This window comes from Campylobacter sp. IFREMER_LSEM_CL2194, from assembly GCF_025771685.1.
In the GTDB taxonomy this organism is placed as follows: Bacteria; Campylobacterota; Campylobacteria; order Campylobacterales; family Campylobacteraceae; genus Campylobacter_D.
Genome location: NZ_JAKMQS010000010.1, coordinates 1 through 24726, shown reverse-complemented (window position 1 = coordinate 24726; position 24726 = coordinate 1). Strand labels below are relative to the sequence as shown.

27 protein-coding genes and 1 pseudogene are annotated in these 24726 nt (G+C 29.3%); 24 read left to right on the top strand and 4 right to left on the bottom strand.

All coding sequences use genetic code 11. The annotated features are described in order from the left end of the window. The first annotated feature begins 25 nt into the window (after positions 1 to 25). From L8V79_RS06220 to mrdA, 10 genes are read left to right on the top strand one after another with little or no spacing between them, the layout of a single operon-like run. Complete coding sequence (locus tag L8V79_RS06220) at positions 26 to 1270, top strand: diguanylate cyclase (RefSeq protein WP_263702906.1); 1245 nt, start codon at positions 26 to 28, stop codon at positions 1268 to 1270. Next, complete coding sequence (locus tag L8V79_RS06215; RefSeq protein ID WP_263702905.1) at positions 1261 to 2058, top strand: TatD family hydrolase; 798 nt, start codon at positions 1261 to 1263, stop codon at positions 2056 to 2058. The genes L8V79_RS06220 and L8V79_RS06215 overlap by 10 nt, the downstream gene beginning before the upstream one ends. Beyond that, positions 2058 to 3209, top strand: coding sequence for a lytic transglycosylase domain-containing protein (locus tag L8V79_RS06210; protein ID WP_263702904.1), 1152 nt, complete (start codon positions 2058 to 2060; stop codon positions 3207 to 3209). Before L8V79_RS06215 ends, L8V79_RS06210 begins: the two co-directional genes overlap by 1 nt. Then, complete coding sequence (locus L8V79_RS06205) at positions 3145 to 3984, top strand: septal ring lytic transglycosylase RlpA family protein (protein ID WP_263702903.1); 840 nt, start codon at positions 3145 to 3147, stop codon at positions 3982 to 3984. The genes L8V79_RS06210 and L8V79_RS06205 overlap by 65 nt, the downstream gene beginning before the upstream one ends. A gap of 4 nt (positions 3985 to 3988) precedes the next feature. After that, entirely contained in the window at positions 3989 to 4477 is a 489-nt protein-coding gene (locus tag L8V79_RS06200; protein WP_263702902.1) for an HAD hydrolase family protein, read from the top strand. Next, a complete protein-coding gene (locus tag L8V79_RS06195; RefSeq protein ID WP_263683158.1) occupies positions 4468 to 4974 on the top strand; it encodes a hypothetical protein in 507 nt (168 codons plus the stop codon). Before L8V79_RS06200 ends, L8V79_RS06195 begins: the two co-directional genes overlap by 10 nt. Beyond that, positions 4956 to 5414 (top strand): lipopolysaccharide transport periplasmic protein LptA, encoded by a 459-nt coding sequence (gene lptA, locus L8V79_RS06190; RefSeq protein ID WP_263702901.1) that lies wholly within the window; start codon positions 4956 to 4958, stop codon positions 5412 to 5414. Before L8V79_RS06195 ends, lptA begins: the two co-directional genes overlap by 19 nt. Beyond that, on the top strand, positions 5411 to 6010 hold the full coding sequence (yihA, locus tag L8V79_RS06185; protein ID WP_263702900.1) for a ribosome biogenesis GTP-binding protein YihA/YsxC: 600 nt from the start codon (positions 5411 to 5413) through the stop codon (positions 6008 to 6010). The genes lptA and yihA overlap by 4 nt, the downstream gene beginning before the upstream one ends. After that, positions 6000 to 6491 (top strand): hypothetical protein, encoded by a 492-nt coding sequence (locus tag L8V79_RS06180; RefSeq protein WP_263664127.1) that lies wholly within the window; start codon positions 6000 to 6002, stop codon positions 6489 to 6491. Before yihA ends, L8V79_RS06180 begins: the two co-directional genes overlap by 11 nt. Before the next feature lies 1 nt (position 6492). Beyond that, positions 6493 to 8319 (top strand): penicillin-binding protein 2, encoded by a 1827-nt coding sequence (gene mrdA, locus L8V79_RS06175; protein ID WP_263702899.1) that lies wholly within the window; start codon positions 6493 to 6495, stop codon positions 8317 to 8319. Here mrdA and queA read toward each other — a convergent pair. Genes queA through tatB form a run of 3 tightly spaced genes read right to left on the bottom strand, consistent with a single transcriptional unit; the run spans position 8312 to position 10462 of the window. Then, entirely contained in the window at positions 8312 to 9340 is a 1029-nt protein-coding gene (gene queA, locus L8V79_RS06170) for a tRNA preQ1(34) S-adenosylmethionine ribosyltransferase-isomerase QueA (RefSeq protein WP_263702898.1), read from the bottom strand. The two genes, mrdA and queA, sit on opposite strands and share 8 nt — an antisense overlap. Beyond that, positions 9327 to 10067 carry a twin-arginine translocase subunit TatC gene (gene tatC, locus L8V79_RS06165; RefSeq protein ID WP_039628251.1) on the bottom strand — a complete coding sequence of 247 codons (741 nt, stop codon included), beginning with the start codon at positions 10065 to 10067 and terminating at the stop codon, positions 9327 to 9329. Before tatC ends, queA begins: the two co-directional genes overlap by 14 nt. Before the next feature lie 2 nt (positions 10068 to 10069). After that, positions 10070 to 10462 carry a Sec-independent protein translocase protein TatB gene (gene tatB, locus L8V79_RS06160; protein ID WP_039618091.1) on the bottom strand — a complete coding sequence of 131 codons (393 nt, stop codon included), beginning with the start codon at positions 10460 to 10462 and terminating at the stop codon, positions 10070 to 10072. Between the two features lie 150 nt (positions 10463 to 10612). Here tatB and L8V79_RS06155 point away from each other — a divergent pair, with 150 nt between their 5' ends. Both L8V79_RS06155 and L8V79_RS06150 read left to right on the top strand, forming a co-directional pair. After that, a complete protein-coding gene (locus L8V79_RS06155; protein WP_263702897.1) occupies positions 10613 to 11587 on the top strand; it encodes a permease in 975 nt (324 codons plus the stop codon). A gap of 8 nt (positions 11588 to 11595) precedes the next feature. Then, a complete protein-coding gene (locus L8V79_RS06150) occupies positions 11596 to 11913 on the top strand; it encodes an ArsR/SmtB family transcription factor (protein WP_263702895.1) in 318 nt (105 codons plus the stop codon). Here L8V79_RS06150 and hemW read toward each other — a convergent pair. Further along, entirely contained in the window at positions 11910 to 12959 is a 1050-nt protein-coding gene (gene hemW, locus L8V79_RS06145; RefSeq protein ID WP_263702893.1) for a radical SAM family heme chaperone HemW, read from the bottom strand. The genes L8V79_RS06150 and hemW overlap by 4 nt on opposite strands. A gap of 80 nt (positions 12960 to 13039) precedes the next feature. Here hemW and L8V79_RS06140 point away from each other — a divergent pair, with 80 nt between their 5' ends. The 12 genes and pseudogenes from L8V79_RS06140 to L8V79_RS06085 form a co-directional block, all read left to right on the top strand. Continuing rightward, positions 13040 to 13510 carry an RNA pyrophosphohydrolase gene (locus tag L8V79_RS06140; protein ID WP_263702891.1) on the top strand — a complete coding sequence of 157 codons (471 nt, stop codon included), beginning with the start codon at positions 13040 to 13042 and terminating at the stop codon, positions 13508 to 13510. After that, positions 13510 to 14712 (top strand): aspartate kinase, encoded by a 1203-nt coding sequence (locus L8V79_RS06135; RefSeq protein ID WP_263702889.1) that lies wholly within the window; start codon positions 13510 to 13512, stop codon positions 14710 to 14712. Before L8V79_RS06140 ends, L8V79_RS06135 begins: the two co-directional genes overlap by 1 nt. After that, on the top strand, positions 14713 to 15249 hold the full coding sequence (locus L8V79_RS06130; protein ID WP_263683147.1) for a HobA family DNA replication regulator: 537 nt from the start codon (positions 14713 to 14715) through the stop codon (positions 15247 to 15249). 41 nt (positions 15250 to 15290) lie between these two features. Next, positions 15291 to 15902, top strand: a complete 612-nt coding sequence (locus L8V79_RS06125; protein WP_263702950.1) for a DNA polymerase III subunit delta' — start codon at positions 15291 to 15293, stop codon at positions 15900 to 15902. Continuing rightward, positions 15889 to 17031 (top strand): dihydropteroate synthase, encoded by a 1143-nt coding sequence (gene folP, locus L8V79_RS06120; RefSeq protein WP_263702888.1) that lies wholly within the window; start codon positions 15889 to 15891, stop codon positions 17029 to 17031. Before L8V79_RS06125 ends, folP begins: the two co-directional genes overlap by 14 nt. A 2-nt stretch (positions 17032 to 17033) precedes the next feature. After that, positions 17034 to 18989, top strand: coding sequence for an NAD-dependent DNA ligase LigA (gene ligA / locus L8V79_RS06115; protein ID WP_263702886.1), 1956 nt, complete (start codon positions 17034 to 17036; stop codon positions 18987 to 18989). Further along, a complete protein-coding gene (locus tag L8V79_RS06110) occupies positions 18979 to 19701 on the top strand; it encodes a TlyA family RNA methyltransferase (protein WP_263702949.1) in 723 nt (240 codons plus the stop codon). Before ligA ends, L8V79_RS06110 begins: the two co-directional genes overlap by 11 nt. Further along, entirely contained in the window at positions 19667 to 20518 is an 852-nt protein-coding gene (locus L8V79_RS06105; protein ID WP_263702884.1) for a bifunctional riboflavin kinase/FAD synthetase, read from the top strand. The genes L8V79_RS06110 and L8V79_RS06105 overlap by 35 nt, the downstream gene beginning before the upstream one ends. After that, entirely contained in the window at positions 20508 to 21212 is a 705-nt protein-coding gene (cmoA, locus tag L8V79_RS06100; RefSeq protein ID WP_263683142.1) for a carboxy-S-adenosyl-L-methionine synthase CmoA, read from the top strand. The genes L8V79_RS06105 and cmoA overlap by 11 nt, the downstream gene beginning before the upstream one ends. A gap of 184 nt (positions 21213 to 21396) precedes the next feature. Then, positions 21397 to 21987, top strand: a complete 591-nt coding sequence (locus tag L8V79_RS06095; RefSeq protein ID WP_263664140.1) for a bacteriohemerythrin — start codon at positions 21397 to 21399, stop codon at positions 21985 to 21987. Between the two features lie 8 nt (positions 21988 to 21995). Next, entirely contained in the window at positions 21996 to 22586 is a 591-nt protein-coding gene (locus L8V79_RS06090; RefSeq protein ID WP_263702882.1) for a bacteriohemerythrin, read from the top strand. A 505-nt stretch (positions 22587 to 23091) separates the two neighbouring features. Then, positions 23092 to 24726 (top strand): annotated as a pseudogene (locus L8V79_RS06085) (hypothetical protein); the annotation flags it as partial.

The following is a 24726-nucleotide window of genomic DNA, read 5'->3' as shown; positions in this document are numbered from 1 at the left end:
TTTGAAATTATAAAGAGAGTTGGCTATGGAAGAAAAAATTTTAATTATTGATGATAACAAAATGCTCACAAAGCTTTTGGCAAAAAAAGTAGAAAATACTTTGGGTTTAAAAGTAGATGTTGCTTTTGATATGAATAGTGCTAAAGAATTAGTGAAAAATGATTATTTTATGGCTTTTGTAGATCTTTGTTTACCAGATGCTCCCAATGGAGAAGTGGTGGATGTGGTTTTAGAAAAAAATATTCCTGCTATAGTGCTTACAGGAAGTAGTGATGGGCAAACGCGTAAGAAATTTATGGAAAAAGATATTATAGGTTATATTCAAAAAGAAAGCGAAAGCTGTATTGATGAAATGCTAAGTTCCATTAGAATGCTTCAAAAAAACAATAAAACTAAGATAATTTTAGCAATCGCTAATGTAACTTTACGCGCAGAAATGAAAAAAAATCTTAATAATCAACTTTTCAATGTTTTAGCAGCAGCACATGGAGAAGAAGCGCTAAGTTATCTTAGTGATAATCCTGATACAAAATTGGTAATTTGTGATGCAACTATGCCTGTAATTAATGGAGAAGATTTGCTTGTAGAAATTCGCTCAAAATATTCTAAGATAGAACTTGGTGTGATCATGGTTGGAGATAAAGATGATGCGCTAGAGGCAAGGGCTTTTAGAAAGGGCGTAAATGACTATGTGATTAGACCTTTCCAAAAAGAATCACTTAATTGTAGAGTGAATAATTGCTTAGATTATATGCAAAAATGTGTTTTACTTGATGAGTATAGTTTGGGTAAAGATTTGCTAACAGGACTTGATGATTATGCAAATTTTGAAAAAAGATTTTTAGATTATTTAGAAGATATGCAAGAAAATGAAGAATTAGCTTTAGCATTAATTGATATAGACAATCTTGCAACAATTAACTATGAACTAAGTTATGATTGTGGCGATGGAGTGATTAAACACACAGCTAAAAAAATCAAAGATCAAATTCGCGGTATGGATTTGGCAACTAGAATTGAAGATGGTAAATTTTACGTACTTTTAAAAAATACAGATAATAAAGAAGCATTGAAAGCTTTTTCAAATATAAGAGTAAATATTGCTAAAGAAAGTGTTTTAATAGCTTTAGATGAGGTTGATTATAGTATTTCTGTAGGAGTTGCTTTTGGAGGTAAAACAAGCCAAATACAAGATTTGCTTGATAATGCTCAAAAGGCACTAGATTTAGCTAAGGCTAATGGTAAAAATAGGGTAGAGGTATGTTTTTAGATTGTGATTTTAGCGAAAAAATCATAGATACACATTGTCATCTAGATAATCAAGCTTATTTTGGATGTTTGGATGAGATGTTAAATCATGCCTTTGCTAATGGAGTAGATAAAATCATCATACCTGGAGCGGATATAAAAGATTTGCCAAGAGCAAGAGAGATTGCACATGATTATGAAAATGTGTATTTTTCTTGTGGGGTACATCCTTATGATATAGATGATTTTGATTTGGATGTTTTAAAAGAATTTATAAATGATAAAAAATGCATTGCAGTGGGTGAGTGTGGGCTTGATTATTATCGTTTAAGGGTTGATGAGGATGAAATAAAAGCAAAGCAAAAAGAAGTTTTTATAGCTCAAATTCAGCTAGCTATCGAATATAAAAAGCCTTTGATTGTTCATGTGCGTGAAGCTAATGAAGATAGTTTTAATATTTTAAAAACATATGCAAAAGATTTGCAAGGTGGTGTTTTGCATTGTTTTAATGCTAGTGAGCTTTTACTTCAGCTAGCAGATGATGGTTTTTATTTTGGTATAGGTGGGGTTTTAACTTTTAAAAATGCAAAAAAACTAGTAGAAGTTTTGCCTAAAATTCCAAAAGATAAGCTTGTTTTAGAAACAGATGGACCTTATTTAACCCCAGAACCACATCGTGGCAAGGTAAATGATCCTATTTTGACGCATTTTGTAGCTCAAAAAATGGCTGAACTTTTAAATTTATCAAAAAATGAAATAATAAAACTTACTAATTTTAACGCTAATCGTTTGTTTTTCCAAGGTTTATAATGAAAAAAAGCTTTTTGTTTTTTATTTTAGTATTATTATGTTTAAATGCTAAGGCCTTGCAATTTACTCCAGAGCATTACACGCAACAAGCACAAATCTTAAGAAATTTAGATATAGAAGCAAGTTATCTCAGTGATATGATTTTTTTAGAATTTAAAGAATCTTCCATGGATATGCATTCTAAAACTTTAGTAGATACGATGAGGGAATTTTATAAAATCACTCCGATTATCCGTAAAATATTAGAAAAAGAAAATATTCCTCAAGAATTTTTATACTTAGCGATTGTAGAATCTGGTTTAAAAATTCATAGTATTTCAAGAACTAAAGCAGTAGGTGTTTGGCAATTTATGAAACCAACGGCACAAACTTTGGGTTTAAGGATAGATCCTTATGTAGATGAGAGAAAAGATTTAGTAAAATCAACTTATGCAGCTATTACTTATTTAAAACAACTAAAAGAGCAGTTTGGAAAATGGTATTTGGCTATTTTAGCTTATAATTGTGGTGATGGTAAATTACGTCAAGCTATAAAAAAAGCAAAAAGTGATGATTTAAGAACCTTACTTGATCCTGATAAAAAATACTTGCCATTAGAAACTAGAATTTTTATTAGAAAAATTCTTACTATGGCATTTTTGGCTAATAATAATGATTTTTTAATTTCTCAAGATAGCGCTTTGCTTAATTATGCCCTATCAAGTGAAGTTAAAAAAATCTCAGTTCCACCAAGTGTTTCTTTAAGAGAGCTTGCCAAAGTAGCTAAAATGTCTTATAATGAATTTAAACGTTATAATCCACATTTTAATTATGACTTCACTCCACCTGATAAAAAAGATTATTATATGTATATTCCTTTAAGTAAAAGCGTGGCTGTAGAAAAGGCATTAGAGAATGTAAAATTAGCTAAGGTGGATACAACCATTCCGCATACAAAAATTTATATAGTAAAAGAAGGTGATAGTCTTTATACTATTGCAAGAAAACACAAAATAAGTGTTGAAAGCATTAAAGAATATAATAAAATCAAAGGAAATTTAATCAATATCAATCAAAAACTTGTGTTAAAAATTAAGGAGAATAATAATGCAAAAATCAAAACAACTCAAAAAATATCAAAAAACTCTCATACAAAAGTCGTTAGTCGTTAGTTGTGTAGGTGTTTTATTTAGTGCTTGTAGTATGGTGCCTATTAGCACGCCTACTGTGTATTACCCAGAAAGAGATTTTAAAAGTATAAAGCATAATAATACAAGCTTAAAAGGCACTATGAAACCTTACACTATTAATGGTAAAACTTATTATCCAACAGTAGTAGAAGTAGGTGAGACTGCTGATGGTATAGCTAGTTGGTATGGACCAGGTTTTCATGGTAAAAAAACCTCTAATGGTGAAACTTATGATCAACACGCATATACCGCAGCTCATAAAACTTTACCTATGAATACCATAGTAAAAGTAACTAATTTAAAAAATCATCGTCAAACCACTGTTAGGATTAACGATAGAGGACCTTTTGTAGCAGGTAGGATTATAGATTTATCTAATATGGCTGCAAGAGATATAGATATGATTCAATCTGGAACAGCTCCTGTAAGACTTGAAGTGATTGGCTTTGGAACAAGTGCAAGTTCGGGTTCAGTTCATACTAATTCTAATTTAGGCAGCAGTGGAGAGATTGCTGATAGTGGTCATATTTTCCAAGGTGGATCTTTTATGGTGCAAATTGGAGCATTTAGAAATAAAAGTGGTGCAGAGCTAATAGCAAGTAGATACAAAAATTATAATTCTTATACTTCAACTATACAAACAAGTGCTAAAGATGGCTTGCATAGAGTATTTTTAAAAGGTTTTAGAAGTGAGCAAGAAGCAAGAGATTTTGTCGATAGTGGATCTTTCCCAGGTGCGTTTATAGTAAGAGAGTAAGATTATGATAGAACTTATTTTTTTGGATGTAGATGGTTGTCTAACAGATGGTAAAATCATCTATACACAAAACTATGGTGAGATTAAAGAATTTAATGTAAAAGATGGCGCAGCAATTGAAGCTTGGCAAAAGCTTGGTAAAAAAGTTGCTATCATTACGGGTAGGACTAGCGAGTGTGTGTATTTTAGAGCTAGGGATTTAAAAATTGATTTAGTCTATCAAGGTATTAGTGATAAACTAGCTTGCGCTAAAGAAATTTTAGAAAAATTAAATTTAGATTTTTCTCAATGTGCCGCTATTGGGGATTATTATAATGATATGAGTTTGCTTGAAACAGTTGGATATAGCTTCAAGCCAAAAGATGCACACAAGGCTTTAAAAACTGATAAAGTTTTAAATAGAAAAGGTGGCAATGGAGCAGTGAGTGAGATGATTGAAATTTTAATTGAACATAATAATATGCAAGCTCAATGGGATAAACTTTGGCGATAAAAATTTTTGCTATATTAATGAGCTTATTTGCCTTTGTTATGGTGATTTTAAGTACTCAAGATCCTTATTTATTTGCCATAAAACCACAAAAGGTAGATGTGGCAAATATGCAAGCTTTTGATGTGCTTGATTATGAGTTAAATGCTAGTGTAATTAAGGCTACATATCAGGCAAGTCGTTGGGTAAAATATCAAGACAAAGATATTTTTGATGATTTTAAAGTTCAAGCGCTTGATTATAATTTAAGTTCAGATTTATTAGTAAGAAATGAAGAAAAATCCATTTTAGAAGGTAATGTAAGTTATTTTGATTATAACCAAACTTCTATTTTTACCCAAAAAGCAACTTATGATATGAAAAATAAAATTTTATTTTCTAATGATAATTTTAAAGCATATATAGGTTTAAATGAAGTTTTTGGGGATAATTTTTTATATGATGTAAATCAAAAAGAATTAAAAATTCAAGGAATAAAAGCATGGTTTTTAGAGCAGTAATTTTTTTGTGTTTGTTAAATTTGTTCGCATTTAGCGCACAAAAAATAGAAGTTTACGCTAAGGATTTTTACTTAGATGAAAAAAATGAAACAAGTGTATTAACCGGTGATGTAGAAGTTAAAAAAGGTAATGATGTTTTAAATTCGCAAAAATTAGTTATTTATATGAAAAACAAACAACCCATCAAGTATATAGCTACTAAAGATGCTAAATTTAAAATCATGATGAAAGATAAAACTTATCATGGAAGCGGTGATGAGTTTATTTATAATGTGGCTAAGGATACATATGAGATTAATGGCAATGCAAAAATTACAGAAATGCAAACAAAAAAAGAACTCATAGGGGATAAAATCATAGTAGATAGAAAAAATATGACTTATAGAGTAGTGAGTAAAGATAAAAAACCTGCCAAATTTGTATTTGAAGTAAAAGAATGATATTAAATGCTAAATTTTTAATTTCTGCTTCCAAAATAGACGAAGCACCACAACCTATATACACTGAAATCGCCTTTTTAGGACGTTCTAATGTGGGTAAAAGTTCTTTGATTAATACACTATGCAAAAATAAGAATTTAGCGAAAAGCTCTTCAACTCCAGGTAAAACACAACTTATTAATTTTTTTGAAGTTGATTGCAAAAAAGATGAGGATAAATTTAAACTAATATTTATTGATTTGCCTGGTTTTGGTTATGCTAAAGTGAGCAAAAAAACTAAGGCTATTTGGAATAAAAATTTAGATGAGTTTTTAAAAGAGCGCAGTTCTATCAAGCTTTTTATCCATCTAATAGATTCAAGACATGAAAATTTAGATATTGATGCAAATTTGGATTTATATTTGGATTCTTTTATTAGAGCTGATCAAAAAAAAATAACAGTTTTTACAAAAGCAGACAAGCTCAATCAAAGTCAAAAAGCAAAAATTTTAAATACAAATAAAAATGCTATCTTAGTGTCAAATTTGAAAAAAAGCGGTATTGATAAATTAGAACAAAAAATCATTTTAGAGAGCTTGGGTTTGTATGAGGAGTAGAAATTTAGTAAAAAATAGATTTGATTTTTCTTATTTATTTTTTTATTTATCTTTGATTTTTTATCAAGTGCTAAGCTCTGTGTATTATTGGATGCCTCCTTTATTTGGGGTGTTTTTTTGTTATATGATAGTGCTTTTAAAAGAAAAAGAAAGAACTCTTAATAAGCTTGATTTTAGATGGTATTTTTCTTTATTTTATCTTTTGCTAGTTGATATTATCCATGGATTTTATCTTTTTAGCTCATGGATAGCTTTTTTTGTTTTTTATCATCTTTTTGTCGATTGGTTTAAAAGCAAGTTAAAACTAGGTCATTATTTACTCGTTATATTTACTTTGTGTGCTTATATTTTTATCTATCTTTTTGATGTGTTTTTAGCATATTTAGATAATAATGAAATTTTAAAATTTGGTATTGAATATCTATGGTTTTTTGCTGTTGAGGCTTTGATTTCTTTTGTTATTTTTAAAGGGAAAATCTAATATGCGTATGCGTTTGGTGATGGGATTTATAGCTTGTTTTTTCTTGCTTTTGCTTGCTAGGGTGTATTATATAAGTATTAAATCTAATGTTTATTATGAAGAAATAGCTAAACAAAATGCCATTAAAACGCAATTTTTAGCACCTGTTAGAGGACAAATTTTAGATATAAAGGGTAGACCCTTAGCGGTAAATAAATTAGGTTTTTCGATCTCTATAAAGCCATATTTGCATATAAAAAAGAAAAACAGAGCTCTTTTAGAGCAAGAATTACAAGCTATAGTAGGAGCCTTTCCGGATTTAAATGCTACTAAGCTCAAAAGAACTTATATAAAAGCAGATTCTTATTATAACCAAGATTATATAGAAGTGGTTCCATTTGTAGAATATGATGCGATGATTAAGCATTTTACTAAGCTTAATTTGCGCGAAAACATGCAAGTTAAATCTACTACTCAAAGATTTTATCCTTATGATGCTTTAGCTAGCCATGTTATAGGTTATGTTGGAAAAGCAAATTTAAATGATATGAATGAAAATGAAATTGCAAGATTGACTAGCTATGTAGGGCGTAGTGGCATAGAGCGTTCTTATAATGATATTTTACAAGGTCAAAAGGGTGAAAAGGTTAGCAAGGTAAATGCATTAAATAAAGAAATAGAAGAACTTTCTTATAAAAAACCTACTTCAAGCAATATCACTTTAAGCATAGATCTTGACTTGCAAGAATACTTAGCCAGTATTTTTGAAAATTTAGCAGGTGCAGCTATAGTAATGGATGTAAAAAGCGGAGCTATTTTGGCAGCGGGTAGTTTTCCTGAGTATAATCTTAATCCATTTGTTACGGGTATTAGCCAAGAAGAATGGGATAAGCTTTCTAATGATTTAAATCATCCTTTTACTAATAAACTTATTAACGGTCTTTATCCTCCAGGTTCAGTTATAAAAATGGGTACAGCTTTGGCCTTTTTAGATAGTGGAAAAGTAAGTGAAAATCATAAATATTTGTGTGATTCTAACTTTGAGCTTGGCGGTAGAAAATTTAGATGTTGGAAGGCTATAGGTCATGGTTATGTAGATATGACAGATGCTATTAGGGAAAGTTGTGATGTGTATTTTTATAAAGGTGCTTTAGAGGTTGGTATTGACATTATTAGTTCTGTTTTTGAAAGAATAGGTTTTGGTGTAAAAACAGGAGTGGATTTACCTAATGAATTTATAGGAACAGTACCTAATAGAATATGGAAAAAAGAAAAATACAACCAACCATGGTATCAAGGTGAAACTTTAAATACAAGCATAGGACAAGGTGATTTTCTTGCTACTCCTATGCAAGTGGCTAAATTTACAGCTATGATTGCTACGGCTAAAAATATCACACCGCATTTTTTACATAGCGTTGATGATAATGTTACTAAGATAAATTTTGATAATAATGAAAGTGTTTTTACGACTTTTGAACTATCAAAACTTCCACTTTTAAGGCGTGCTATGTATGAAGTTGCTAATGAAGACGGTGGAACTACGGCAAGATTTTTAAGAAATTCACCTATCACTATAGCAGCTAAAACAGGAACAGCGCAGGTAGTTGGAATTTCTCAAAGTGAAAAAAAGCGTATTAAAGAAGAGGATTTAGAATATTTTTTAAGATCTCATGCTTGGATTACTTCTTATGCGCCTTATGAAAAACCACAATATGTAGTAGTGGTTTTAATCGAACATGGGAAAAGCGGTAGTAGTACAGGAGGGCCTATACTGGCTAAAATTTATCAAAAACTTATAGATTTAGGCTATATTGATAAAAAATATATCAAGAAAAAGACTAAATAATTAACATTCCATCACCATATGAATAAAAACGATAGTTATTTTCTATGGCTTCATGGTAAAGCTCTAAGGTTTTTTCTCTACCTATAAATGCTGCTACAAGCATAATTAAAGTTGATTTTGGTAAGTGAAAATTAGTAAGTAAATAATCAAGTCTTTGTGGGGTATTTTGTGGGTGCAAAAACAAATCACAAAAACCTTCTTTTATTTTTTTTCTATGATAATATTCTATACAACGAGTGACAGTAGTACCAACACCTAGTATTTTCTTAGAAGAATCAATCAAAGCACAAGTTTCATCATCAATATGAAAAAATTCTGAATGCATTTTATGATCACGTATATCTTCACATTCTACACCTTTAAAAGTTCCTGCGCCAACGTGTAGTGTGATAGTATGGATATTATGATTTTTTTTAAGTTCATCAATCATTGCTTTATCAAAATGTAAGCTTGCAGTAGGTGCGGCAACTGCGCCTTGATTTTTAGCAAAAATACTTTGATAGTTAATGCTATCTTGTGCTTCATCTGCTCTTTTTATATAAGGTGGTAAAGGTATATGACCTATTTTTTCTAAAATTTCAAAAACTTCATGATGATTAAGTTCTTTTTCATCATTAAAAAACTCTACTTCTCTTGTACCATCATCATGTAATTTTTTGATTTTAGCTTTTAAAGAATTTTCAAAATATAAATTTTGCCCTTCTTTAACCTTACCCCGAATTTGCACTAAAAAATCATTATTTTTTAAAGGATGGTTAATGAAAAGTTCTATTTTGCTACCACTTTCTTTGTTTCCATAAATTCTTGCTTTGATGACTTTGGTATCATTAAAGATGATTTCACAAGGTGGTAAAATTTTAGCTAAATCCTTAAAATGCAAATGTGAAATTTGATCTTTACATCTTTCATATACTAAAAGCTTGGCATTTTCTTTGGGTAAAATAGGAAAATTTGCTATAAGTTCATTTGGTAAGTTATAATCATAACTAGAAAGCAAAAGATCTTTATCAATCATTTTCATCATCTTCTTTTTGACTAGGATTAACTTTTTTAGCTATATAAATAGAAATTCCATAAAGCCCGCATAAAGGAACAGCCATTAAAAATTGCGATATAACATCAGGTGGTGTCATCATAGCTGAGAAAACAAAAATCACTAAAACAGAAACTCTAAAATGTTTTTTCAAAAAAGTATCATCAATCAGTCCAAGTTTAGCAAAGAAAAAGGTTATTACAGGCATTTCAAAAGCTAAACCAAAAGCAATTACTAATTTAGTAAAAAAGCCTACATATAAACCTATGCTAATTAAAGGCTTAAAATCTTGGGTTTGCACCCCAAAATCAATCAAAAATTTAAAAGCCAAAGGTATAACTATATAATAACAAAATAAAGCACCAAGTGCAAACATAATACTAGCAAAGCTTACAAAAGGCACTACTAGTCTTTTTTCATTATCATAAAGTCCAGGTGCTACAAATTTCCAAAACTGCCAAAAAATAACTGGTAAAGAAATCAAAAAAGCTGTAAAAAACGAAACCTTCATCGCAGTAAACAAAGGCTCTTGCAACTCAACGAAGGTCATTTGTCTTGAAATTTCAGGTAAGGCCGCTTCAACAGGCGCTTTTAGTATATCTATGATATAGTTATTAAAACTAAAACATACAAAAAACATCACAACAACACAAGCAACACTTATAAATAATCTTTTTCTAAGTTCTACTAAATGCGGTTTTAATTCTTCAAACATTCTTAGCTTTCCATTTTCTGAGTATTTTTTTCATCTTTTTGAATTTTTTCTTCAAGATTAGAAAGTTCTTGTATATCTTTTTCTAAATCATTAATTTCACTTTTTAATTCTTTGGTATTATTTAAAATATCTTCTTTGAGTTGATCAAATTCTTCAAAACTTAGTTTTTTTCTGATATTTTCATTAGTTTGTGAAAATTCATCTTTGTATTTTTGTGCTTCATCTTTTAATTCTGCTATTTTTAGTTCTTTATTAATACTTGCTTTTGCTTCATCGATATTGCTTTTAATGGCTTTTAAAATTTTTGCAATTTCAACTATAGTTGAAGGTAATTTTTCAGGCCCAAGCACTAAAATAGCTACAACTAAAATAACTAAAATTTCACCAAAACTCATTATTTTATCTTCTTTCGCTTGAATATATGGTTTACATTTTACATAAAAATACTTAAAAATATTATTACTTTTACTATATTAATATATAAAGATATCTTGATATATTAATATATTTTTGTTATATTTGATTAAAAACAAAAAAGGAAGAGCATGGAAAAATTAGTTTTTATTTTAAAAGATTTTTTGATTTTATTTATAGAAATATCTGTTTTGTTTATTTTAGTTAGTATGCTTATTGCTTATTTAAATGAGCGCTATGCCAAATTTTTTAATGAGCATTTAAAGAAAGATTCTTTTACAAGCTATATAAAAGCCATACTTTTAGGCTGTTTAACTCCATTTTGCTCATGTTCAAGCATACCGCTTTTAAATGCATTTTTAAAAGCTAAAGTTCCACTTGGGGTATGCATAGCTTATTTAATCACCTCACCTTTAATCAATCCCATTATAGTGGTGATGTTTGTGGTGAGTTTTGGCTTAAAAATCTCTTTATTTTATGTGGGATTTTTATTTTGTATGATTTTATTTATTGCTTTTTGTGTTTCTAAAATAAACACTCAAGGATTTTTTAATGAAGACTTTTTAAAAAATGATTTAGAGCAAAAGTCATGTTGTTCTAATAATACTTTTCAAAGCTCATGTTGTCAAAAACCTAGCTTGGTTTTTGCTAAAAATTCTAAAACAAGTAAAATTTTAAATTTTAAAAACAAAGCTAAAGAAAGTAAAATCAAAATATTATTTTCACAAAGTTTTAAAGAGTATAAAAAAATTTTACCTTATATTGTTATAGGTATGGCTATAGGGGCTGTTATACATGGTGCTTTTCCACAAGATTTTTTCCAAAATTATATGAAAGATTATGGAGTTTTGGGCGTATTTATAGCAGCTTTTATAGGAGTTTTACTTTATATGAATTGTACGGCTATGATACCAGTGGCGCTAGCTTTAACTACCAGTGGAATTCCACTTGGTATAATGATGAGTTTTTTAATAGCAGGAGCAGGATGTTCTCTGCCTGAACTTGTATTGCTTAAGAGGATATTTAAAACAAGCTTTTTAATTTTATTTGCAAGTATGATAGTTTTTATAGCAATTAGTTTCGGTCTTTTAATGTTTTTTATATAAGGATTTTTATGCAAGAGTTTTTAAAAATAACAAGTGCGATTAATGATGAAAGCAGGATTTTGATCCTAGCTTTTTTACAAAAATACGGAAAGCTTTGTGTGTGTGATTTGCAAAGCTCTTTAAATATGAGTCAATCAAGGCTTTCAAGACATTTAAAAATTTTAAAAGAAGCTAATTTTTTAGAAGTAGATAGACAAGGTGTTTGGGCGTATTATGGAGTAAAAGAAAATTTAAATAATTTTTGTAATGATATATTAAAAAACATCAATGAACTTTCCATAAAGCTTCCTGAGCTTAAAAGGTTTTCTTGTGAATGTAAAGCTTAAGTGCTAATATACAAAGCTAGTTCATCGCTTAAAAGGTAGTTGGTATTATAAAAAATTCCATTTTTATAAACTAGCTTTCCTTTTTTACTAAGAAACATCGCTTTTTCTTTTTCTAAAGGTTCCAGCTTTGTTTCATCCACGCCTATAATACTTCTAAGTCCTAAGAAAATATGCTCTAAGCGTAAATCTTTTGAATTTAAATTTTCAATCTCTCTAAAACAAGGATTTGTTATATAATCTTTTAAACTTTTTTTAGTATAAAATCTTTGATTTTTTAAAAATCCCACCGCACTTAAACCACAACCTATATAGTCTTTTCCTTGCCAGTAGGCAAGATTGTGTTTGCAAATTTGTCCAAAATTACTGATTTCATATTGTTTATAGCCAAGATTTTCGATAGCTTTGATAAAATGCTTTGCAAGGCACGGTGCATTTTTTTTAAAATGAAATTTTTTAGCAAATCTTGTCTTTTCTTCTATGGTTAGATTATAAGCGCTCACATGGTTAATATCAAGCAGAGTAAGTTTGGAAATTTCATAATCAAGCATTTTTTTATCATCAAGTTTTGTATCGTAAATTAAGTCTAGATTGATATTATTAAATCCTGCTTTTTTTGCATTTTCTATACTAGTAAAAATACTTTTTTGATCATGAATACGCCCAAGAAATTGTAATTTTTTTTCATGAAAACTTTGCACTCCAAAAGAAATACGATTAAAACCTAAATTTTTTATCTCTTTAAGCCAAGAAAAATTACTCGAGTTGGGGTTTGCTTCTATACTAATTTCACTATCTTTTTGTAAATAACTTTGTATAAAAATAAATATTTTTTCATAAAAACTAGCATCCATTAAACTAGGCGTTCCACCACCTATAAAAACAGTCTTTATGGAATTTTTATCAAGTTTGAAAAAATTTAGTTGATATTTTATATCTTGCGTTAAAGCATTTAAATAATCTTTTTCAAAGTCCTTTTTCTTAAGTGAAGTAAAAGAACAATAAAAACACTTGCTTTCACAAAATGGTATATGTATGTATAAATGCATAAAACTTCTTTAAAATGTGATTATAAATTCGTATTTTTTTGTTAGAATTATATTATTAAAAAGTCAAGGATAAGAAAATCATGGAAAAAGAAAAAAAATATAGGCCAAATGTAGCCGCTGTTGTACTATCATCAGCTTATCCTTTTGAATGTAAAATTTTACTTGCTAAACGCAATGATATGGAAGATATATGGCAATTTCCTCAAGGTGGTATAGATGAGGAAGAAGAAGTTAAAAGTGCATTATTTAGAGAGTTAAAAGAAGAAATAGGCACAGATGAGGTTGAAATTTTAGCTGAATATCCTGAGTGGATTAATTATGATTTTCCAGCTAAGGTTGCACAAAAAATGTATCCTTATGATGGTCAAAGCCAAAAATATTTTTTAGTTAGATTAAAAAATAAAGCTATTATTAATCTAAACACTAAAAATCCTGAATTTGATGCTTATAAATTTGCTTCATTAGAAGATGTTTATGATATGATTAACCATTTTAAAAAACCTATATATATTAAGGTTTTAAAATATTTTAAAGAAAGGGGGTATATTTAATGCTGGTCGTACAAAAATATGGGGGAACGAGTGTAGGAACGCTTGAGCGTATTGATGAAGTTGCTAAAAGAGTGGCAAAAAGTAAAAAAACTTGTGATAAGTTAGTTGTAGTAGTTTCAGCGATGAGTGGGGTTACTAATGAACTTATTGATTTTGCACATCATTTTAGTAAAAATCCTTCAGGTCGTGAGATGGATATGCTTTTAAGTAGTGGCGAACGCGTGACTTCATCTTTACTTGCTATTGCATTAAATGAAATGGGTTTAAAAGCTACTGCATTTTCCGGACGCAATGCAGGAATTATCACAGATGATGTTTATACTAAAGCAAGAATAGAACACATTGATACTGCAAATATCAATAAAGCCTTAGATGAGGGATATATCGTAGTAGTTGCTGGCTTTCAAGGTATTGACAAAATGGGTAATGTTACTACTTTGGGTCGTGGTGGAAGTGACTTAAGTGCGGTAGCACTAGCGGGAGCTTTAAATGCTGATTTATGTGAAATTTATACTGATGTAGATGGGGTATATACTACCGATCCTAGAATTGAACCAAAGGCTAAAAAGCTAGATAAAATTTCTTATGAAGAAATGCTAGAGCTTGCAAGTTTAGGAGCTAAGGTTTTACAAAATCGCTCTGTAGAGCTTGCTAAAAAATTAAATGTGAAATTAGTTACTAGAAGTAGCTTTAATGAAAATGAAGGGACGATTATTACTAAGGAGGAAAATATGGAACAAGCTTTGGTTAGTGGTATAGCACTAGATAAAAACCAAGCAAGGGTTACTTTAAGAAATATCGATGATAAGCCAGGCATTGCCGCTGAAATTTTTGGGACTTTAGCAAATGAAAATATCAATGTAGATATGATTATCCAAAATGTGGGAGTAGATGGAGCTACAAATTTAGGTTTTACTGTGCCTGAAAACGAGCTTGATTTAGCAACTAATGCTATGAAAAAAGTTTTAGGTGCTAATGCTAATATAGAAACAGATAGTGCTGTGGTAAAAGTTTCAGTTGTGGGTGTGGGTATGAAATCACATTCTGGAGTAGCTTCGGCAGCTTTTAAAGCATTAGCAAATGAAAATATTAACATACAAATGATTTCTACAAGTGAAATTAAAATTTCAGTTATCGTGCATGAAAAATACGGTGAATTAGCTGTAAGAGTATTGCATGAAGTTTACAAACTAGATATATAAATGAGTAATAGTTTTTTAAAATTTACTCTAGAGCAAATCCGAGAAAATGGTACTTATACAAGTTGGTTGGAAGAAAGGCGTCTTGAATGGTCGCCTTTGATTGCTTCTAAGTTAGCTTTGCTTTTACAAGGTTATACTTTTATTGTGATTACTGATGATCAAAGAACGTGGTTTGAAGAGTATTTTTTAGGCCAAATTAACGCTAGTTCCACAAGACCTTTAGTGCCTTTTGTGTCTTTAAAAGGAATTTATAATAAAACTTGTAATACCCAAGAAGATATAGATTTGTTAAATGATCTTTTAAGTATTTCTTTTCCTAATGGTTATGCCTTTTTTTATATAGGAACTAATACAGGTTTTAAATTTAAAATCGCTAATTCCAAAGCTGAAAGTATGCTTTGGCTTTTTGATGAGCAATTGCAAAATAGCTTTTACCTTTCCTCGCGTGATAAGGAATTAGACTATAAACTCATTTCTTTATATAAAGTATTTGAGCAAAGCTTAGAGGCTGTGCTTTTTTCTAAGGTAGAAATTTGAATCTAAGAAATAAAATCATTATCCATAATGATTTTGAGCTAATGCAAGAAAAGCTCACAGAAGAATATGGTCAAAAAAATCTAAGATTTTTCATACCCAAAAATCCTGACTTAGAATTAAGACTAAATGACTTAACTTATGACAAAAACGGCCAAGCAACCGCAAAAGCTATTATGAATGAAAGTTATATAGCTGAAGCACAAGCTAAAATCATTGTTATACTAGCTAAGTCTTTTCGTGAAGAAGCGCAAAATTTTTTGCTAAAACTTTTTGAAGAGCCACCAAAAAATGTATATTTTATCATCGTAGCTCCTTCAAAAAATGTTTTTTTACCTACTATACTTTCAAGATTTATCATAGAAAAACATAAAATTCAAAAAGAAAAGATGTCTTTAAATTTGGATCTTAAAAAAATGGATCTAGCTCAAATTGCTTCATTATTAAAACAATATGAAAATATAGACAAGCATGAGTGTTTAGAGTTAATTAGCACTTTAAGCCATGAATGTTTTAAACAAGATATAAAATTAAACGATGAAGAAATTGAATTTTTTTATAAAGCTTATGAATTAGCTAAATTAAATGCAAAGCCAACTATTTTGCTAAGCACTATAGCTTTAATTTTACACGAGAGAAAAAATGAAAATCATTAAAATTAATCCTAATACAGACTTTAAGCAAATTTCTAAATATATAAAGCCACATAAAGCAGGCGAGAAAATTATGAGTGAAAAAACTCAAATTCATTTTTTTCTTATTAAAGAGTTAAGAGCACCTGCTGCAAACATACTCAAACAAGATGCACTAAGGGTTGGAGCTGAGCTTGTAACACATAAAGAAGTTATACTAGGCAAAGAACATACTAATGCCTTGCTTATGGTAACGCAAGATCAAGCTAAAAAGCTTATAGAAAAAGAAAAATTACAAGATTTTAAGCTTAAAAATTTAGCATTATTTTTAAAGTCTAATTTCACTAAACCAAAATATGCAAAAATTATGGGTGTGATTAATATTAATGAAGATAGTTTTAATGCTCAAAGTAGGGTTAAAGAAAATGAAGTTTTAGAAAAAATCGAACTTATGATTTCTCAAGGGGCTGATTATATAGATATAGGCGGGGTTTCTTCAAGACCTGGTAGTGTGTATTGTGGAAAAGAAGAAGAGTTTAAGCGTTTAAAAAATACCTTAGATTTAATCTATAAAGAAAAACTTTATGAAAAATGTATTTTTAGCTTAGATAGTTTTGATGAGTATTGTTTAGAATATGCTTTAAATAAAGGCTTTAAGCTTATTAATGATATTACCGGTTTTAAAAATGAAAATTTAGCCAAACTGGCTTTAAAATACAAAGCCACTTACACACTCATGCATATACAAAATACCCCACAAAATATGCAAGATAACCCACATTATGAAGATGTGTTAGCCGAGCTTGATGATTTTTTTGCGCAAAAGCTAGAAAGGCTAAGTGAGCTTGGTTTAGAAGATGTGGTTTTAGATGTTGGCATTGGTTTTGGTAAAAGTCCTTGGCATAATATGATGTTAATCAAGCATTTAGAGCATTTTTTACGCTTTAAAAAAGAACTTTTAATCGGAGCTAGTAGGAAAAGTATGATAAATGCTTATTTTAGCTCAAGTGTTGAGCAAAGACTAGCGGGTACGCTTTATTTGCATTTAGAGGCTTTTAAAAATGGAGCAAGTATTATAAGAGTACATGATGTGTATGAACATAAACAAATGTTTGAACTTGCAAAAGCTATGGATGAACTTTCTTTGGAGTAGTGATGACTTATCAAGAGTATTTAGAAAAGGTAGAATTAGCAAAAGAATGGATGAGGGCTTATTATGAAGATGATGAGCCTTTAGCAAGCGATGAAGAATATGATAAACTTATAAGAGAGTTAAAAGCATTTGAAATGCTTCATCAAGAAAAGATTTCTAAAGACTCTCCTACGCAAAATATTGCCCCAACTATACAAAGTGAATTTCACAAACTTGCACATAGTGCAAAAATGTGGTCTATGGAAGATGTTTTTGATGAAGCTGAGCTTAGAGCTTGGGCAAAAAGAGCTAAATGTGAGTTTGATTTTTTCATAGAACCTAAATTTGATGGAGCAAGTTTAAATCTTACTTATGAAAATGGTATTTTAATCAGTGGTGCTACAAGAGGCGATGGGGAAGTAGGCGAGGATATTACTTTAAATGTAAAAGAGATATCCAATATACCTCAAAAAATTCCTTATAAAGACAAGATAGAAATTCGTGGCGAAGTAGTGATTTTAAAAGAAGATTTTGAAAAAATCAATGAAAAAAGAGCTAAAGATGGCTTAAGTTTATTTGCAAACCCACGTAATGCAGCGAGTGGTTCGCTAAGACAGCTTGATACAAGCATTACAAAAGAAAGAAATTTAAAATTTTATCCTTGGGGAGTGGGGGAGAATTCTTTAGAGTTTAAGAAACACTCTGAAGTGATGGAGTTTGTAAGAAGTCTTGGCTTTTTAAAAGATGATTTTGTTTTTTGTGTAAAAACTTTAGATGAGGTTTTAGAAAAATACCATGAGCTTTTAGAAAAAAGAGATCAAAAGCCTATGATGATGGATGGTATGGTTGTAAGGGTAGATGATTTAGCTCATTGTAAGCTTTTGGGTTATACCGTGAAATTTCCAAAATTTATGTCTGCGTTTAAATTTCCTGCTTTGGAAAAAACTACAACCTTACTCGGGGTTAATTTACAAGTTGGAAGAAGTGGGGTAATCACTCCTGTGGCGGTTTTAGAACCTGTAAATTTAGACGGGGTTATAGTAAAGTCTGCAACCTTGCATAACTTTGATGAGATAGCTAGACTTGGAGTGATGATAGGCGATAGTGTAAGTGTGATAAGAAGTGGCGATGTCATACCTAAAATCACTAAAGTTTTTACCCAAAGGCGTGATGGTTTAGAAAGTAAGATCACTAAACCAACTCTTTGTCCTGAGTGTTTTAGTGAGCTTTTAGATGAGGGCGCTTTTTTAAAATGCCAAAACCTAGACTGCAAAGCAAGACTTGTAAATTCTATCATACATTTTGTATCTAAAAAGTGTTTAAATATAGATGGCCTTGGAGAAAATATCGTCGAGCTTTTGTTTAAAGAAGGAAAAATCACTAACATAGAAAGTATATTTTTCTTAAAATATAGTGATTTTGAAGGTTTAGAAGGTTTTAAAGAGAAAAAAATCAACAATCTTCTAAGTGCTATTGAAAATGCAAAAAAATGCCCTTTATCAAGGTTTATCACTGCTTTGGGTATAGAGCATATCGGAGAAGTAGCAGCTAAAAAGCTAGCACAATCTTTTGGCTTTGAATGGTTTATACAAAGCTATGAAGCTTATGCAAATTTAGAAGGCTTTGGCGAGCAAATGGCTAAAAGCTTAGAAGAATTTACCCATGTCAATGCAAACCGCATTAAACATTTTTATGAAATTTTGCATTTAGAGGATGAGAAAAAAGAGCTTATTATAAATGAAAATATTTCTAATAAAACCTTTGTTATCACAGGAACTTTAAGCAAATCACGCGATCATTTTAAGGAATTAATCGAAAGCTTTGGAGCAAAGGTAAGCTCAAGTGTGTCTAAAAAAACGGACTTTGTATTATACGGAAGCGAAGCAGGCTCAAAGCTTGAAAAGGCTCAAAGTTTAGGGGTTAGATGTATTAATGAGGCTGAGTTTAATGCTCTTTTAGGCGGTGATGATGAGGTTTGATGTCTTTGTAAGTGCAAAGTTAAACATTTCTCGCAATAAAGCTTGCGAGCTTATAGAAAACAAGCAAATTTTACTCAATGGCGAGTTTAAAAAAACCTCTTTTAAAATCACATCTTTAAATCCTTTAGAAGATGAGAGTTTAAAACTAACGCTTTTAGAAGAGCTTTTTGTAAGTAGGGCTGCTTTTAAACTCAAGCATTTTCTACAAGAGCATACATTTACTATAAAAGATAAAATTTGTTTAGATATAGGCTCATCGACTGGAGGTTTTGTGCAAATTTTACATCAAAACAAGGCTAAACATATCACAGCTTTGGATGTAGGTTCTAATCAACTTCATGAGAGTTTAAGAAATTTAGAAAATATCCAAATTTGCGAAAACACCGATTTGCGTGAGTTTAAAAGTGAAATTTTATATGATGTTATCACTTGTGATGTGAGTTTTATATCTTTAACACATTTAATTTTTCATATAGATAAACTTGCTAAAGATCTTATCATTTTACTTTTTAAACCTCAATTTGAAGTAGGTAAAAATGCTAAGCGTGATAAAAACGGAGTAGTAAAAGATATCAAAGCCATTAAAACTGCTAAAGAAAGCTTTGAAAAAGCCTGTGCAAAGCTTGGTTGGATTTTACAAGTAAGTCAAGAGTCACACTTAAAAGGAAAAGAAGGTAATGTTGAGTTTTTCTACGCCTATAGAAAAAACTAAAATCACGAGCTTAGCCATAGGGCGTTTTGATGGTATGCATTTGGGGCATTATGAGCTTTTTAAGCATTTAGATGAAAATGGAGCTTTGTTTATCATCACTAAAGAGGAAAAAGAAGCCTTAACACCTAAGGATTTTAGAGTAAATTTGGTTGATTTTCCTTTGATTTTTTGTGATTTTGAAAAAATCAAAGATTACAAAGGAGAGGATTTTTTAAAGCTTTTAAAGCAAGAATTTCCCAAACTAGAAAAAATCATCGTAGGTTATGATTTTAAATTTGGTAAAGAAAGAAAATGTAGCGCCAAAGATATACAAAGCCTTTGTGGTATAAACACTATCATTGTAGATGAGTTTAAAATTCAAAACAAAAGCGTTCATACAAGTATGATTAAAACCTTACTTAAAGAAGCTAAAGTTAAAGAAGCTAAAAATTTCCTAGGTAGGTTTTATACTATACAGGCAAATATCATCAAAGGGCAAGGCATAGGTGCTAAAGAGCTTTTTGCAACTTTAAATTTATGCGTCAAAGACTTCTTTTTGCCTAAAGATGGTGTATATGCGACTTTGGTAAAGATTGAAAATAAAAGTTATCATAGTGTAAGTTTTATAGGTATAAGATCTACTGATGAAAATTTTGCTTTAGAAACGCATATTTTAGATGAAAATTTCACAAACACAAATACAAAATCAGTGGAGTTAAGCTTTATTGACTATATAAGAGCTAATGAGAAATTCAATGATTTAGCCTTATTAAAAACACAAATTAGTAAAGATATTAACAAAGCAAAAGAAATTTTAGGAAAATTAAATGAAAGATGAAATTTTTAAAAAACCCTTAGAAAAACAATTTGAATTTGATAAAAGTGTAGCAAGTGTTTTTGATGATATGGTGTCAAGGTCCGTACCTTTTTATACGCAAAATTTAAAACTCATAGTCGAACTCATAGATCATTTTACACCGCAAAATGCAAGAATTTGTGATCTTGGTTGTTCTACGGCTAGTTTATTGCTTGCACTTTATGAAAAAAGAAAAGATTTTCTTTTAAGTGGGGTTGATGAGGCTAATGCTATGCTAGAGATTGCTAAAAGTAAATGCCAAGCCTTTGGAGCTAGGGTGGAATTTCATCAAAAAAATTTAGATGATTTTGAGTTTTTTAAAAATGATGTTTTCATCGCCACCTACACTTTGCAGTTTATCCGCCCACCCAAAAGACAAGAGTTAGTTGATAAAATCTATCAAAACCTAAATGAAAATGGTATATTTGTGCTTAGCGAAAAAATTCTTTATGAAGATGTCAAAATAGCTAAAAAAATGATACAAATTTATGAGCAGTATAAACTAGAGCAAGGTTATAGTAAGCTAGAAATTTCAAGCAAACGAGAAGCTTTGGAAAATGTTCTCATACCTTATACTCAAAATGAAAACATAGCCATGCTTAAAAAAGCAGGATTTTCTAAAGTAGAAAGTGTTTTTAAATGGGTAAATTTTGAAACATTCATAGCTTTTAAATAAAATATTTTCAATATAAAAGTTAAAAATATTAGCTTAAAAATTATATTTATAATTATAAATATCTTACAAATTAATTTTTCTACTATTGCAAACATTTATAATTTATTATATAATTTGGTTATTTTGTTATACTTATTTATGTTTATTTTTTGGTTGTATTTTTTTTATTAAAAAAAGGGCTTTTATGATTAAATGGTCGAAAGAATATAGCGTGCATAATAAAACCATTGATGAGCAGCATAAAGTTTTATTTGATATAGCCAAAAAGGCTTATCTTATAGCAGAAAATCATGCAAGTATTAGTGAAATCAAAAGTGTTTTGATTGAGCTTTTTGAGTATATTAAAACTCATTTTAAAGATGAGGAAGCTCATATGCAAAATATTGCTTATCCTGGATTAGAGCAACATAGAAAAATCCATCAAGAAATTACAACTTCATTAATCTCTTTAGTGAAAAACATTAAAACTGTAAATGATTTCAAAGAAAAACTTAATGTAATTACAGAAAAATGGCTTGTAGAACATATATTAAAAGAAGATATGAAATATCATAGATATGAAAAACAAAAACAACAAAAAACCGATGAGGTAGATTTTGATAAGGATGAAAATTTAACTGTAGAGCATTTTGTTGAAGAAACACCAAAATATGTTGTTTATATTTGTGGTTGTGTAAATGAAAAGCATAAAATCCCTCATCGTGTTCATTTACAAATTCTTAATGGTGTAAAATATAACTGCAAAGTTTGTAAAAAAAATATTCGCATTGCTTAGGATGTCTTATGGAAGCATTTCCAATATGGAATGAAAAATTCAGCATTGAAAATGCAGATATTGATTTGCAACATCAAACTCTTTTTGCTTTAGCAGAAAAAACCGCTAATCTTTTAAATAGACATATTTATAAAGCAGAAGTCAAGGAATTATTGGGTGATTTTTTTGATTATATGCGAACCCATTTTAAAGATGAAGAAGATTATATGTATTCTATAAATTATCCGTATTTATCAGAACACAAAGCAATGCATAAGAAAATTATCAAAGACATGAGTGTATTGCTTAGTGAATGTTCTAGTACAAATGATCTTAAAGAAAAGCTATATAAGATAGTTTCAGTATGGCTTTTAGAGCATATAGTGGAACATGACATGAGAATTAGTAAATTTAAAAAAAGTTTAGATAAAAAAGATTTAAATCAAAAACAGGTGCAAGAGAGCAGTGATAAATTTGAGTATATTTGCGCTTGTAAGGATATGATTCACAAGCTTGATTATGGTTTGCATATAAAAATTAAGTATTTAAATATTGCTTACAAATGTAAAAAATGTTCAAAAGAGCTAATTTTTAATTTTATGGATGAAAATTTAAGTTAAAAATATTTTTTGGTGTAAAATACTATAAATTAAGCTTTTGGATTGAATTTAATATTTAAGATAATTTTTATCTTAAATTATTTTTAAGGAAAAATTTATAAATAAAATATTAATATTCCGATTGTATTATTAAAATATTAGTAACAAATGTTACAAATATATACAAATAAACAATAACCCATCAAACACATTAACTATTTTTTGAAAGGACTTTTTCAATGAATATAAATTTATCTAAAAATCACCTCACGGGGGGGGGGACGATAATTTTCGTTTTAACTCAAACACTTTAAACTCTTTAAAAAACTATAAAAACTCTAATCTTTTAAAACTTTCTTTATTTACTATTTTTTCCCTAAGCTCTTTAGAGGCTGCCACTCAGGCAAATTATGATAAAGCTTCTAATGCTTATGTTATTAAAGAGCATAAATTTAATAATAATGATGTATATGATTATAATCTTGATACTTATAAACTCTTAAGTGGTAAAAACTTCTATGGCCAAATGGCTACTAATAAAAACCTTTCAAATATCACTTTAATCTATGATAACCCTAAAGATAAAACTCATTCTAAAATGAATGATTTATACTTTAAACAAGACATACTCACTCCAAGTATTAAAGAAGATATTTTTGTAGTTAATGGCTTTCATAGTTCTAACTCAGCTAATACTACTCTAAATCAAATCAGCTATATACCTTTTTTAGTTTCTGCTTACACCTTTAATGCAAAAGCTAATAATAATACCTTAGTATTAAAAGCAGGGGAATTATCTTCAGTATATTATTTAAAACCTACTGATAAAGAAGTAATTAATCCTAAAGCTACAGGTTTAGATAATAAATATAATTTTCTAATCACTCCAGCCATAGCTAGAAAAGGTGAAGTAAGTAATAATACTTTAAACTTCTTAAAAGATGCCTATGTAAATATGGGTGTTGAAAACACCTATACCTTACCTTTAAATGGTGCTCCTTATATCTTAGGTGCTTTTGGCGTGGATGCCAATGCTAAAAATAATAAGGTTATTATAGATGGAGCTTCTTTATTAGTACATGGTCCAAGTGGAGCTTATTCAACATCAGCTGCTACTCACTTAGGAGGAGCTTTTGTGGATGTTAATAATAATCAAAGTTATGAAGTAAGTAATAATAGTGTATTAATTAATGATTTAAAACTAGATTTAAGAGTGGATACTAAAAATACTCCATTAGCTTATAATGCTATCTTAGTAGGGGAAATCTATGGGGGTAAAATCATACAAGGTAATGCTTATAAAAACACCATAGATATAAAAGACTTACAAACCTTATTAGCATTAAATACTAATGTAGAAGTAAAAGCACTTTTAGACTTTTATGCAGGTATAACTAATAATGGTATAGCTAATGATAATAGCATTAGCATTAATCTAAAAAAACCATTTGAAATTAATTCTAATTTTACAGGTAAAAATGAGTTTAATCTTTATGGTGGGGTAGCTACTAAAGGAGCTAATAGAAATAGTATTCATATCAATGGGGATTTAACCCAAGGTGTTACTGTTGAAAATCATCAAGATAAAATTCAAATCACAGCAGCACAAACTCTAAGTTCTAAAGCAAATAATAATAGCATTAATATTAAAAACTCAAACATTGCTATGCCTTTATATTTATATGGAGTAAGCAAGATTAGTTTAAATGATAAAGATTATTATGCAAGTAGTGCTAATGCTAATAGTATAGTTTTAGATAATGTAAAATCAGGTAGAAATCTCACTGCTATTATAGAAGCTGATAATTTAGAAAAAAACACTATAAAATATAATCTTGTGCAATCTTTATCAAATGCTTCTAATATAGATAAAGGTTCTAAAATCATTTTAAGAGCCAATGAAAATGCTAATGATAATACTTTAAATATTAAAGATTATTCAAGTGCAGCTAGTTCTAATGTTTATGTTATTAATGCTAATACTGAAAGTGCTAATAATACTTTTATCTTTGATAATCTAGCTCTAGGTACAGCTTCTGATAAAAGAGAAGGGGAAATAGTAATTAGTGCAGGTATAGCTAAGAATACTCATGATAATTATACTCATATAAATAATTTAAATATAGATGAGTATAAAAACAACAAAGCTATATTTATAAGT